General features: G+C 64.1%; 11 protein-coding genes. 5 read left to right on the top strand and 6 right to left on the bottom strand.

Features of this window, described 5'->3' with window-relative positions:
• Positions 1-70 precede the first annotated feature (70 nt).
• Complete coding sequence (locus P9292_RS05510; RefSeq protein WP_250510831.1) at positions 71-313, top strand: hypothetical protein; 243 nt, start codon at positions 71-73, stop codon at positions 311-313.
• 10 nt (positions 314-323) lie between these two features.
• On the opposite strand, the gene P9292_RS05505 is transcribed toward P9292_RS05510, so the two are convergent.
• The 3 genes from P9292_RS05505 to P9292_RS05495 are packed head-to-tail and all read right to left on the bottom strand — an operon-like array spanning position 324 to position 4645.
• Positions 324-1880, bottom strand: a complete 1557-nt coding sequence (locus P9292_RS05505; RefSeq protein ID WP_409015125.1) for an efflux transporter outer membrane subunit — start codon at positions 1878-1880, stop codon at positions 324-326.
• A 1-nt stretch (position 1881) separates the two neighbouring features.
• Positions 1882-3465 (bottom strand): DHA2 family efflux MFS transporter permease subunit, encoded by a 1584-nt coding sequence (locus tag P9292_RS05500; RefSeq protein ID WP_244829902.1) that lies wholly within the window; start codon positions 3463-3465, stop codon positions 1882-1884.
• 10 nt (positions 3466-3475) lie between these two features.
• Positions 3476-4645, bottom strand: a complete 1170-nt coding sequence (locus P9292_RS05495; protein ID WP_309958283.1) for an HlyD family secretion protein — start codon at positions 4643-4645, stop codon at positions 3476-3478.
• A gap of 340 nt (positions 4646-4985) precedes the next feature.
• Here P9292_RS05495 and P9292_RS05490 point away from each other — a divergent pair, with 340 nt between their 5' ends.
• On the top strand, positions 4986-5519 hold the full coding sequence (locus P9292_RS05490) for a universal stress protein (RefSeq protein ID WP_309958282.1): 534 nt from the start codon (positions 4986-4988) through the stop codon (positions 5517-5519).
• Here the strand turns inward: P9292_RS05490 and P9292_RS05485 are convergent.
• The gene (locus P9292_RS05485; protein ID WP_309848231.1) at positions 5486-6232 is read right to left on the bottom strand and encodes an IclR family transcriptional regulator; all 747 of its coding nucleotides are present in this window, start codon (positions 6230-6232) and stop codon (positions 5486-5488) included. The genes P9292_RS05490 and P9292_RS05485 overlap by 34 nt on opposite strands.
• Positions 6233-6379: 147 nt before the next feature.
• Here P9292_RS05485 and P9292_RS05480 point away from each other — a divergent pair, with 147 nt between their 5' ends.
• Positions 6380-7567, top strand: a complete 1188-nt coding sequence (locus tag P9292_RS05480; RefSeq protein ID WP_309958281.1) for a fumarylacetoacetate hydrolase family protein — start codon at positions 6380-6382, stop codon at positions 7565-7567.
• Positions 7568-7646: 79 nt separating this feature from the next.
• Here P9292_RS05480 and P9292_RS05475 read toward each other — a convergent pair whose 3' ends face one another.
• Both P9292_RS05475 and P9292_RS05470 read right to left on the bottom strand, forming a co-directional pair.
• Positions 7647-8630 (bottom strand): substrate-binding domain-containing protein, encoded by a 984-nt coding sequence (locus P9292_RS05475; RefSeq protein WP_309958280.1) that lies wholly within the window; start codon positions 8628-8630, stop codon positions 7647-7649.
• Between the two features lie 309 nt (positions 8631-8939).
• Positions 8940-9446 (bottom strand): GAF domain-containing protein, encoded by a 507-nt coding sequence (locus P9292_RS05470; protein ID WP_250510838.1) that lies wholly within the window; start codon positions 9444-9446, stop codon positions 8940-8942.
• 329 nt (positions 9447-9775) lie between these two features.
• On the opposite strand from P9292_RS05470, the gene P9292_RS05465 reads away from it, so the two are divergent.
• Together P9292_RS05465 and P9292_RS05460 are read left to right on the top strand one after the other, a co-directional pair.
• Positions 9776-11017: an ROK family transcriptional regulator gene (locus tag P9292_RS05465; protein WP_250494370.1), complete on the top strand. Its 1242-nt coding sequence runs from the start codon at positions 9776-9778 to the stop codon at positions 11015-11017.
• Positions 11007-12566: a sugar ABC transporter ATP-binding protein gene (locus P9292_RS05460; RefSeq protein ID WP_244829894.1), complete on the top strand. Its 1560-nt coding sequence runs from the start codon at positions 11007-11009 to the stop codon at positions 12564-12566. The genes P9292_RS05465 and P9292_RS05460 overlap by 11 nt, the downstream gene beginning before the upstream one ends.
• Positions 12567-12573: the final 7 nt, after the last annotated feature.

Below are 12573 nucleotides of genomic sequence, written 5' to 3'. Positions count from 1 at the left end.
CACCGCCGTGACGCCTTCGCTCCCGACATTGGCGCGTCAATGACGTCGCCGCACAACCCGAGGTCACACGATGTTCGTCGTCTACTGGCTGAGCGGCACATTGAACGAGGCAACGCCCCAGGCCGAACACCGAAGGTTCGATCCCACCGCGCTCGCGGATGCGCTGCAATACGCCGAAGCACTTCGCCGCCGACAGGCGCAAGGCGAGGACATCGCGTTCGTTACTTTGTGCAGCGAGAATCCGCAGTCCGTTGGCAAAGCCGGAGTCGCCGATCCACCCGCCGATTACGCATGGAAGAAACGTCGACGCTAAGCCTTGCGCGTTACGAACGTGCGTCCTTCTGCGCCTGGGCCACGTTCGGATCGTCGTCCTGCCATCCGCCGCCCAGTGACTTATAGACCGCGATGAGATCGGTCGTCACATTCACCGTCGATTGCGCAAGCTGCTCACGGGTCTGCGCAAGCTGACGCTCCGCGTCGAGCACCGTAACGAATGCGGTGATGCCCTTGCGATAAGCATCGGTCGCGAGTTGCAGGCTGATCTGATTGGCATCGACAGTCCGCACGAGCGCCGCACGCCGGTCCTGCTCCGTGCGATACGAAATCAGCGCGTTATCCACGTCCTGCAACGCATTGAGCACGGTCTGCCGATAAGCCAGCCCCGCTTGCGCGGCCTCGGCTTTCGAAATGCGTATGTTGGCGCGCAGCGCCCCGCCTTCGAAGATCGGCAGCGAGATACTCGGCCCGACCGACCAGAACAGACTCGACCAGCGTGCAAGATAGTTCGCCTTCAACGCGCGCGTGCCGACCTGACCCGTCAGCGAGATATCCGGATACAACTGCGCGACGGCCACGCCCACTTCCGCGGTCGCGGCATGCAACTGCGCTTCAGCGCGACGGATGTCGGGGCGACGCCGCGCGAGCGTCGAGGGAAGCCCGATCGGCACCATCGGTGGAACGGGCGGCACGGCGCGCGCATCGGACAACTCGGCGTCGAGCGTACCGGGCGGACTGCCTATCAGCACGGCGAGCCCATTCAGCGCCTGTGCGATTTGCGCGTCGAGCGTCGGCAGTTGCGCCTGCAGCGTGCCGACTTGCGCACTCGCGCTTTGCACGTCCTGCTGGCTCGTCAGGCCCACGCGCGCCTGCTCGCGCGTGAGATCGAGAATTTGCTGCTCCGCGTCGATCTCGGCGAGCGTGATCTGCTTGATGGACTGTGCGCCGCGCAACTGCGCATACGTGCGCGCCACTTCCGATTCGAGCGAGACGAGCGCGTCGTTGCGGCTTTCCATCTCTGCCTCGGCCTGCGCATTGGCGGACTCCACCGAACGCCGCACGCGCCCGAACAGATCGAGTTCCCACAATGCATCGAAGCCATCTTGATAGATCGTCGCCGGCCCGGTGGCCGAATCGAGACCCTGACGCAGCGTCGCGCCTTGCGCGCCAAGCTGATCGATCTGGTTATAGACGCCTTGCGACTGGAGGATGCCCTTGAGCCCGAGCTGCTCGCGCATCACGCTGGCGCTCGCGCTGATTTGCGGCAAACCCTGCGCCGCTGCTGACACGCTCTGTTCGCGCGCCTGCGCTATCCGCAACACGGCTTGCTGCAAGTTCAGGTTGCCCGCCGCCGCGCGGTCGATCAGCGAGTCGAGCATCGGATCGTCGAACTGCTTCCACCAGCGCGGATCGGGATCGGCGGCAGTCTGCACGACCGATGGCGCATCCGCATGCGGCACGCGCGCATCGTTCTGCGGATTCTGCGAGCGCTGCGTGTCGCTCCAGACCTCGGGGACATCGGCGCTCGGCGCCTTGTAATCGGGTCCGACGGTACACGCGCTCGTCAGCAAGGCGAGCATCAGAATGGAAAGACGCGGCTTCATCTCAATGGCCTCCCGCACCGCCGGCGGCTTTCACCGGCGAGAAGAAAAACGTGAGCGGAATGAACATGAACGAAAAGATCGCGCATGCGGCGAAGACATCGAGATAGGCGAGGATCGTCGCTTGCGAAACGAGCGTCTTGTACATCTGACCCGTGGCGGCCGTCATCGCCTGCGACATGGTCTGGCCCGTGTCCATCAGCGTGCGCGCAATGCGCTGCACCGCGTCGTTGTACGGCTGGTTGAGCGGCGTCAGATGCTCGACCATATGCGCCATGTTCGCCTGCGTGCGCTCGCGGATCATCGCGGTCGCAAGCGAGATGCCGATGGAACCCGCCACGTTTCGAAACATGGTGAAGAGCGCGGAGGCGTCGTTGTTCATCGACTTCGGCAGCGAGAGATAGGCGAGCGTCGTCACCGGCACGAACAGAAAACCGATGGCGGCCGACTGCGCGCTGCGCATCATCGTCAACGTTCTATAGTCGATGTTCGGCACCAGTCGATGCGAGTAGAGCAGCGCGACGCCCATCAGAAAGAAGCCGAAGCCGACCAGATAACGCGTCTGCACGTAGCTCATCAGCTTGCTGACGACTGGTATCAGGAACACGATCAGCAACGCGCCCGGCGACAGCACGAGACCGGCAAGCGTGGCCGTGTAACCGAGCTGCTGCTGCGCGAGTTGCGGTATCAGCACCGCGCTGCCATACAGCACCGACGCGAAGCCGACGATGGCCGCCGACCCCAGCGCGAAGTTGCGGTCTTTGAGCACGCGCAGATCGACCACGGGTCGCTTCGCGTACAACAGCCAGAATGTCGCGCCGACGATGCCGACCGCCGCCAGCACCGCGAACGTGATGATGAAGTTCGAATGGAACCAGTCGTCGTCCTCGCCGCGATCGAGAAACACTTGCAGACAGCCGAGTCCGAGCGCGATCAGGCCGATGCCCACGCCGTCGATACCCACGTCCTTGTGGCTCTGCTTCTTTTCCCACGGCGGATCTTCGACGAACTGCATGACCGCGATGGTCGTCAGCACGCCAACCGGCACGTTGAGCAGAAAGACCCAGCGCCAGGTGAAGTTGTCGGTGATCCAGCCGCCGAGCGTCGGCCCGAGAACGGGCGCCACGACGATCGCCACCGCCGAGATCGAAAACGCGCGGCCGCGCTGCTCGGGCGGGAAGGTATCGAGAATGATCGACTGCTGGCTCGGCTGCAAACCGCCGCCGAAAAAGCCCTGCAGAATGCGGAAGATGATGAGCTGCCCGAGATTCGTCGCGATGCCGCACAGAAACGAACACACGGTAAACGCCGCGATGCAGATCAGGAAGTAGCGCTTGCGCCCGAGGATCTTCGAGAAGTAGGCGGACAGCGGCAGCACGATGCCGTTCGCGACGAGATAGGACGTGAGCGTCCACGTGGCTTCGTCGTAGCTCGCGGACATGGTGCCGGAGATGTGCGGCAGCGCGACGTTGACGATGGTCGTATCGAGCACTTCCATGAATGCCGCGAGCGTCACCACGACGGCGATCAGCCACGGGTTCGACTTCGGCTTCCAGTTGCTGTGATCGTGCGCGGCGGTATCGCTCATGGCTCGGTTCTCAGTGCGTGAGCATCACGGTCGGCACGACCGACAGACCGAGCGGCAGCGACGTGCCCGGCTTCATGCCATCGTCGATGACGATTTTCACGGGCACGCGCTGCACGATCTTCACGAAGTTGCCCGTGGCGTTCTCCGCCGGGAACGCGGAGAAACGCGAGCCGCTGCCGAGTTGAACGCTGTCGACGTGACCGTGCAGGTCGAGGCCCGGATAGGCATCGACTTCGAGCTTCACCTTGTCGCCGGGACGCATGCGGTCGAGTTGCGACTCCTTGAAGTTCGCCGTGACCCAGACGCGCGTGGTGACGAGCGTGAGAATCGACGTTCCAGCTTGCAGGAAGGTGCCGTATTGCACGTTGCGCCGCGTGATCCAGCCGTCGGCGGGCGCGCGCAATTCCGTGTACGAGAGATTCAGTTGCGCGGCTTCGACTTGCGCCTGTGCCTGACGCACTTGCTGGCGCTTCTCTTCGACGGCCGCGATCACGGTGGCTATTTGTTGCGGCACGAGGCTCGCCGTGCGCACTTGCGCACGCGCTTGCGCGACGTTCGCCGCAGCGCTCTTTTGCTGCGCGGTCGCGGTATCGATGTTTTGCTGCGACGTCGCGCGGATATCGACTGATTGCTGACGCTGATACGCCGCGCTCGCCTGCGCGAGATTCGCCCGCGCGTTCTGCTCCTGCGCCTGTGCCTGCGCGAGCTGCGCCGGATACTGCACACGCGCCACTTCGAGCTGCGTTTCCTGCGCATGCAACTGCGCTTGGGCAAGCCCGAGCTGCGCGTTGGCTTGATCGAGTTGCGCCTGATAGTCGCGCGGATCGATCTTGATGAGCAGATCGTCCTTATGCACGAAGCGGTTGTCGTCGATGTTCATCGTCACGACATAGCCCGATACCTTCGGCGCGATGGTCACGGCGTCGCCATCGGTGTAGGCGTCGTCCGTGCTGATCTCGTTGCGCGTCATGAACCACCAGATGAAGGCGCCGATAGCCAGCACGACCACGACGACGCCAAGGATGATCAGGGGTTTCTTGCCAGGCCCCTTCTTTTCGCCCTTATCGTCCTTACCGTCTTTACTGTCCTTGCTGTCTTTTTCTTTCTCGCCGTCGTCGTCGCGCTTGCGGTCGTCGTCGCGGTCGTCGTCTTGGGCTTCGGAGTCGTGTTGATCTGGCATCGCCGCTCACTTGTCAGGTTGAAACCCGGACGATGCGCCGGGTGGAACCTCGGGTTCTGGACCTGCGGATGGACAACGCGCAATCGGACGCCGCGTATGCGGGGCGCCCGTGCGGAATCATCCGAGGGCAGGCAACAAGCAAATCGTGTTCCGCGATGGCATTTGTCGGCCTGGCGCGAACGTGCGGGCGGGTTGGCATGAATTTGCGCTTGCCGCGTAAGTGCGACGGCCGGAAGCTTTTAAATGCGCGTTGTAGAAGTTTCCACGCCGCTCATTCGCTCCTAACTTTGTGCGCCGATCATGCGTTTCATCGAATCGAAACCCTGCAACGGAGGCCATCATGTACAAGCACATTCTCGTCGCGGTCAGCACGAGTCTCAGCGAAAGCGCCCTGACCACTGCCATCTCGCGCGCCCGCGACTGCAACGCGCGCCTCACCGCGCTGCATGTGGTCGATCAGACGCCGTGGTGGGCCGTCGTCACCGCCGAGTGCAATTTCGCGGAGACCGCCGCGGTCATCGACGATCACGCGCGCGCCGTCACGCGCTATAGCGCCCGGATGATCGAGCGCGCGGGCATCGATGGCGTCGCGCGTAGCATCACGCTGCCGCCGCATGGCGTGAGCATCGGCGAGGCAGTTGCCGATGTCGCAAGCGAGATCGGCGCAGACCTCATCGTTTTAGGCGGCGAAGCGGAAACCGGCTGGAGATTTGGCGAAGCGCGCATGCGCGACGTGATCTGCACGCATACGGCATGCGACGTTCTGATTGCATCGCATGGCGTGAGGCACGTGTTCGATACGGGCGAAATGCAGGCGATCGAAGCCCGCTTCACACAAGCTCACAGCGCCCCGCGCAACAACGCCGCAAGCTGAACGATGCCCATCGAAATCTGCTTTTCGCGCTTTGCATCGAGCCTTCCGATGGGCACGCTCGTCGATACCGCCACGCGCTTGCCCGCCGGCGTCATGCCGACATAAGCCGCGAAACACGCAAGCCCTTCCGTCACTTCCTCGCGTTCGAGCGCGAGACCGCTCGTGCGAATGGACGCGAGCTCGCGCAACAGCGCCGCGCGCCGCGTGATGGTGCGCGGCGTTACCGCTTCGAGACGCTCGGGCAGGCGTTCGCTGATGGCATCGTCTGTGAGACCGGCCAGCAGCGCCTTGCCGAGCGCGCAGCAATGCGCGGGCAGCCGCGAACCGAGATCCGATACGAGCCGCACCGGCCGATGCGCGTCCTCGCGCGCGACATACACAACCTGCACGCCATCCAGCACGGCAAGCTGCACGACCTCGTTATGCGTGTTGATGAACGCGCCCGCGCCCTCGCGAAACGCCGCCTGCAGCTTGTCGTGACGCACGTACGCGTTGCCGAGCTCGAACAGGCCGACGCCGACCACGTAGCCATCGTCGCGCTTTTCGACCCACTGCATGCGCGCAAGCGTCTCCAGCAGCAGATAGAGCGTGCTGCGCGACAACCCGGTGGTTTCGGCGAGCGTGGCGGCGCGCACGGGCTTGGAGGCGTCGGCGAGCGTCTGAAGAATGTCGCTCGCGCGGCGCAGGGCGGGCACGTCGTAGGCTTTATCCATGTCGATGGTCGCGGTTATTACTAAATCGGAAGCGAGATTGAGACCGCGCATATTCCAACAGGTTGGATAAACATGCAACCCAATGGACACTAACGCACCTGCGGGCTACGATCGTTTTCCCTTTTCCCGTGCACGGTGATCCCACTCATGCAGCCCGTTTCCCTTTCCGCGTATCTGCCCGAAGACTTTGCCGATGCCTTGCTGATCGGCCGCGTATGGCGTCCCGCGCCGGTGAACGGCCCAGCGGTCGTTGCCGTGCGCCGGGGCGAAGTGTTCGACATTACGCGCGCCGCGCCGACCACAGCCGATCTCTTCGACAATCCCGACGCCGTGAACATCGCGCGCACGGCTGAAGGCGAACGCCTCGGCACCGTGGAAGATTTGCTGCAAGCCACGCTCGATGCCGCAACCGACAGTCCACGCCTGCTCGCGCCCTGCGACGTGCAGGCGGTGAAGGCGTGCGGCGTCACCTTTGCGGTGAGCTTGCTGGAACGCGTGATCGAGGAACAGGCGGGCGGCGATGCGACGAAGGCGAAGGAAGTTCGCGAGACCATCAACAAGTTGATCGGCGCGGATCTTTCGAAGATCAAGCCCGGTTCGGAGAGCGCGGGCAAGTTGAAGGCGGAGCTGGAGCGGCGCGGCGCGTGGTCGCAATACATGGAAGTCGGCATTGGGCCGGACGCGGAAGTGTTTTCGAAGTCGCAGCCGATGTCGTCGGTGGGCTTTGGCGCGGACGTGGGGCTTTATCCGACATCGCAATGGAACAACCCGGAGCCGGAGATCGTGCTGGCGGTGAACGCGCGCGGAGAGATCGTTGGCGCCACGCTTGGCAACGACGTGAATCTGCGCGATATCGAAGGCCGTAGCGCGTTGTTGCTCGGCAAGGCGAAGGACAATAACGCTTCGTGCGCGATCGGCCCGTTCGTGCGCCTGTTCGACGAGCGCTTCACGTTGGACACGGTGCGCGGCACGACTTTGTCGCTGCGCATCGAAGGCGCGGACGACGATTTCGTGCTCGAAGGCGTGAGCCATATGAGCGAGATCAGCCGCGATCCCGCCGACCTCGTCAAGCAGACGCATGGCGCGCATCACCAATACCCAGACGGCTTCATGCTGTTCCTCGGGACGATGTTTTCGCCGATCAAGGACCGCGACACGCCGGGCGGCGGCTTTACGCATCATCTCGGCGACGTGGTGACGATTGCCACGCCGAGTCTGGGCGCACTCGTGAACACGGTGCAGCTTTCGACGGAAGTCGAGCCCTGGACGTTTGGGGTGCGCGCGTTGTATCGGAGTCTGGCGGCGCGTGGGTTGTTGGGTGGGGCGGCGGGTTGAGCGTTAGAGGATCGGCTGAACTTCAGCCTGCGCGCATGGCCCATCTGGCGACGCGCAGGTCATCGAGCGACAGCAGGCATTACGAAGACGCGCCCAGCCTCGGCGGGCGCTTCATCCCCTTCGCCACCACCTGCACCGGCGTCTCCATGTACGGCGACAAATCCCGCTGTCGCCGTTTCTCCAGTAGCGCCTTCACCGCGACATCCACGCCGAATACCGCCTGACGCGCACCGAACTGCTCGACCGTCGCAAGCAGGCGCCCGTCTTCCAGCATCGGTTGCACGGCGTCGATGTTGTTATAGCCCGTGACCAGCACGCGGCCTTTTTTCCCGGCGATGCGAATGGCATCGATCGCGCCCATCGCGAGGGTATCGTTCGCGCACAACATGCCGCGCAAGGTCGGGCGCGTGTAGAGCATCTGCAGCGCAATGGACTTGCCGCTTGCGAGACTCCAGTCGCCCGCGTCGGCGGCCGCGACGCGCACGTTCGCCGCGTTCATCGCATCCCTGAAGCCGATGGCGCGCTGCTGCGCGTTGCGGTCGTTCGCCGGTCCTCCGATGATGCCGACTTCATCGCCTGCTTTCAGCTTCGAGCCGAGATAATTGCCGACGAGCCGCGCGCCCCGGCGGCTGTCCGGACCAACGAAGGGAATGGTGAACGCCGGGTCGTCGGCGTCGTCGTCGAATGCGTTGTCGATGGCGATCACGATGATGCCCGCGCGTATCGCTTTCGTGGCCGAGGGAAGCAGCGCTTTCGAATCCGTCGGCGCGATCACGATGGCCTGGACCTTCGCATCGATCAAAGACTCGACGATTTGAATTTGCGCGGCGACGTCGTTGTCGCCCTGCGTGCCGCGCGCGATCAAATCCAGTTGCGACGCGAAATGGCGCTGGTAGTTGTTTGCGCCGTCGATCATTGACACGACGAAAGGATCGTTCACCGACTTCATCACGAGCGCGATGGTAGCGCGGCCATCGGCGGCGCGCGCATCGCGAGCACGTACCAGGCCGCTCGCGCTCAGGGCGCACGCGGCAAGCAGACGGCGGCGGGCAAGGCTCGGCATCGGAATGGAGGGCGTTAGGGTCGCCCCATTGTAGCCGCAGGCGGGGAAGACGCTTGCCGAACCGCAGCGAACTACCGCGTGGCCACGTTCGACGGATGGATTGCGTTGAGCGAAGTGATGACGCGCACGGCCAGCGAACTATTGCGTGATCGCTCCCACTGCTTGAGATGCGTTGAGCGGAGTAGAGCCGCAAGCGTCCAGCGAGCTACCGCGTGATCTCGACCGGAGCGTGTCTCGCGTCGAGCTAAACGGAAACTGCGAGCGCATACCGCGCCGATTGCAAAACCGCGCGCTTCAAAGAAACGGCCATCAACCCTTCGCGCGCTTGCTCCACGCAATCGCTACGAACGCCGTGCACAGCGCTTCCATGCCCGTGGCGTCTTCATCGTCGAAGCGGCCGGGAATCGGGCTATCCACATCCCATACGCCGATCAGAGCGCCAGCGGCATCGACGAGCGGCACGACGATCTCCGAACGCGACGCCGAGTCGCACGCGATATGACCCGGAAACGCCTCGACGTCCGGCACGACCTGCGTGCGCCGGTCGCGTGCCGCCGTGCCGCACACGCCGCGTCCAAGCGCAATTCGCACGCACGCCGGCTTGCCTTGAAACGGCCCGACGACGAGCTCGGCGCCGTCGAAAAGATAAAAGCCCGCCCAGTTCAGATCAGGCAGCGAGTGAAAAACCAGCGCCGAAAAGTTCGCCGCGTTGGCGATGAAATCGCTTTCGTCCGCCAGCAGCGAGCGCACCTGTTGAAGCAGATCGTCGTACTGGGCAGTTTTACTCGCGTGGGCCGACTGAGAGATCGAAAACATGATGGCGCAACCGCAATGTCGAAAAGTGTCGCCGACGATAGCACAACGCTCATCGCCACGCAGGCAAAGGCACGGACGCCCGAAACTTGGAACTGAAGGGTCTATCGCCTAGTGTGAAAGGCGCACATTTGTCGGGAGCGTTGCTTGCATTGCATGCCACGGATGGTTTTCATTCGCTGCTTAAAAGCAGGCTTGGGGAATTCCCTCTCTTTACAAGAACGCGCCGCCAACTTTAAATAAATCAACTTGATTTAATTAATGCCCCGCCATGAGAGCGACACGAGACAACGAGCAGCGCTTCATGCGCTTACTCGACAGGAGACAGGCGCGTGAAACCAGCAAGCGGCAGAGGCAGCAACTCCGCGAACGTCCGGCGCTACAACGAACGCCTGCTGTTGCAGGCGCTGCGGCGCACCGAGCCCGCATCGAAGGCCGATCTCGCGCGTCACGCGAATCTGACGAGCACGGCGGTTGGCAGCATCATCGAATCGCTCGGCAAGGCCGGGCTCATCGAGTACACCGGACGCCGGATCGAAGGCCAGCGCGGTCAGCCGGCCGCGCTGATCCGGCTCGATCCGCGCGGCGCGTTCGGTATCGGCGTGCGGCTGGACCGCACCGGCATCGAGACGGTGCTCGTCAATTTCGCGGGCGACGTGCTCGGGCGCAGCGCCATCGACATGGTGCTGCCGCATCCGTCGGTCGTGCTCGAAATCGTGCGGCGCGATGTCGAACGGATGCTCGCGCTGCTTAGCGCGTCCGAACGTGAACGGCTCGCGGGCATCGGCATCGCGCAGCCGTTCAATCTCGGCAGCTGGCTGCGCGAACTCGGCCTGCCCGCCGAAAACTTCCGCGCCTGGGACGAAACCGATTTCCCCGACGCCCTCTCGCGCGCGCTCAACCTGCCCGTCTTCAGCGAAAACGACGGCAACGCCGCCGCCACCGCCGAACTGTTCTACGGTCACGGCCGCACGTGCGACGACTTCATCTACCTGTTCCTGGGCTCGGCGATCGGCGGCGGCATTGCCATCGACGGCGATTGTCTGCGCGGCGCATCCGGCAACGCGGGCGATATCGGCGTGATTCCCGTGCCGCCAAGCCGCCTGCCCTCCGCCCCGCAACCCGCTGGGCAGTGGGACATTTTACTGTCGCGCGCCTCGCTCAATGCGCTCGTGCGGCATCTGCACTACAGCGGCGCGGCGGCGGACAACCGCGTCGACTTGCAGGCGTGCATCGAACAACGCCTGCCCGCCGTCGACGAATGGATCGAGGACTGCATCGAAGCCCTCGCGCCCGCGTTGCGCGCAACCTTGTGCGTGCTCGACGTGCCGATGGTCGTGATCGATTCCGACATCGACGGCGGCCTGCTCGACCGGCTCGTCGCGCGCCTCCGGACCACGATGACCGCCAACGCGCCCGAGGCACGCGGCACGCCCGCGCTCGTGCGCGGCACCTTCGGCCCGGATGCGGGCGCGATCGGCGCCGCCACGTTGCCCATGTTCTACAACTTCTCCCCGCGCGCCGGCTTTCGCCACGCGGGCATCAAAACGCAAGAGGTGAACCATGCCGCATGACACCGCAGACCCGCGTACGCCGCTTCTGGAAATGCGCGGCATCAGCAAGACGTTTCCGGGCGTGCGCGCGCTGAACGACGTGCGTCTTTCGGTCTTTCCGGGCGAAGTGCATTCGCTGATGGGCGAAAACGGCGCGGGCAAATCCACGCTCATGAAAATCCTGTCGGGCGCGTATCAGGCCGATGCAGGCGGGCAAATTCTCATCGATGGCAAGCCGGTCGTCATCGACGGTCCGCTCGCGGCGCGTGCGCTCGGCGTCGCCGTGATTTATCAGGAACTGAGTCTCGCGCCCAATCTTTCGGTGGCCGAGAACATCTACGCGGGCCGCGAACTGCGCAAGGGCCGAGGTCCGTGGTCCGTCGTGGATCGCGCCGGCATGGAGCGCGGCTGCGTGGACGTATTGAAGCGGCTGGGCGCGTCGTTCAAGCCGCACACGCTCGTCGGCGATCTTTCCATCGCGGAACGGCAGCTCGTGGAAATCGCGCGCGCCGTGCACGCCCACGCGCGCATCCTCGTGATGGACGAGCCGACCACGCCGCTCTCATCGCGCGAAACGGACCGGCTGTTCGAGCTCGTGCGCACGTTGCGCGCGGAAGGCATCGCGATCATCTACATCAGCCATCGCATGGCGGAGATTTACGAGCTGTCGGATCGCGTTTCCGTGCTGCGCGACGGCAGCTACGTCGGCACGCTCAAGCGCGACGAACTCTCCGCCGAGAGCCTCGTGAAGATGATGGTGGGCCGCGACATCTCCGGCTTCTACAAGAAGGAACACGCGCCTTACGATCCCGGCAAGATCGTGCTGTCGGTGCGCGATATCGCCGACGACCGCCGCGTGCGCGGCTGCAGTCTCGAACTGCACGCGGGCGAAGTGCTCGGCATCGCGGGACTCGTCGGCGCGGGACGCACGGAACTCGCGCGCCTCATCTTCGGCGCGGAGGAACGCACGCGCGGCGACATCCTGATGCACGGCAAGCCGCTCAAGGTGCGCACGCCGCGCGATGCCATCGACGCCGGCCTCGTCTATCTCACCGAAGACCGCAAGGGTCAGGGCTTGTTTCTCGACATGAGCGTGCGCGACAACATCAACGTCGCGGTCGCGGGACGCGATTCCAAGATGGGCGTGATGGACATCGCGCACGGCAACAACCGCGCGCGCGAGGCAATCGCCGCGCTCACCATCCGCGTGCCGAACATGCGGGTGAACGCGGGCGCGTTATCGGGCGGCAATCAGCAGAAGGTGCTGCTATCGCGTCTGCTCGAAACGCGGCCGCACGTGCTGATCCTCGATGAACCGACGCGCGGTGTCGACATCGGCGCGAAGTCGGAGATTTATCGAATCATCAACGAACTGGCGCGCTCGGGCGTCGGCCTCATCGTCATTTCGAGCGAGTTGCCGGAAGTGATCGGCGTGGCCGACCGCGTGCTCGTCATGCGCGAAGGCCTGATAGCGGGCGAACTCGGCGGACATTCCGGCAAGCCGATTTCGCAGGAAGGGATCATCGAACTGGCGACGGGCTCGAAGGTCAAGCTCGATCAGGCCGCATAAAAGCACA

Origin of the sequence: Caballeronia sp. LZ001 (assembly GCF_031450875.1) — a bacterium.
GTDB lineage: Bacteria > Pseudomonadota > Gammaproteobacteria > Burkholderiales > Burkholderiaceae > Caballeronia.
This window is presented reverse-complemented; position numbering and strand designations above follow the sequence as displayed.

Excerpts from the sequence above, each read along its gene's own strand:
- P9292_RS05500 (WP_244829902.1), bottom strand. The coding sequence starts at position 3,465 with ATGAGCGATACCGCCGCGCACGATCACAGCAACTGGAAGCCGAAGTCG.
- P9292_RS05495 (WP_309958283.1), bottom strand. The coding sequence starts at position 4,645 with ATGCCAGATCAACACGACTCCGAAGCCCAAGACGACGACCGCGACGAC.
- P9292_RS05510 (WP_250510831.1), top strand. The coding sequence starts at position 71 with ATGTTCGTCGTCTACTGGCTGAGCGGCACATTGAACGAGGCAACGCCC.
- P9292_RS05490 (WP_309958282.1), top strand. The coding sequence starts at position 4,986 with ATGTACAAGCACATTCTCGTCGCGGTCAGCACGAGTCTCAGCGAAAGC.
- P9292_RS05505 (WP_409015125.1), bottom strand. The coding sequence starts at position 1,880 with ATGAAGCCGCGTCTTTCCATTCTGATGCTCGCCTTGCTGACGAGCGCG.
- P9292_RS05475 (WP_309958280.1), bottom strand. The coding sequence starts at position 8,630 with ATGCCGAGCCTTGCCCGCCGCCGTCTGCTTGCCGCGTGCGCCCTGAGC.
- P9292_RS05470 (WP_250510838.1), bottom strand. The coding sequence starts at position 9,446 with ATGTTTTCGATCTCTCAGTCGGCCCACGCGAGTAAAACTGCCCAGTAC.
- P9292_RS05485 (WP_309848231.1), bottom strand. The coding sequence starts at position 6,232 with ATGGATAAAGCCTACGACGTGCCCGCCCTGCGCCGCGCGAGCGACATT.
- P9292_RS05460 (WP_244829894.1), top strand. The coding sequence starts at position 11,007 with ATGCCGCATGACACCGCAGACCCGCGTACGCCGCTTCTGGAAATGCGC.
- P9292_RS05480 (WP_309958281.1), top strand. The coding sequence starts at position 6,380 with ATGCAGCCCGTTTCCCTTTCCGCGTATCTGCCCGAAGACTTTGCCGAT.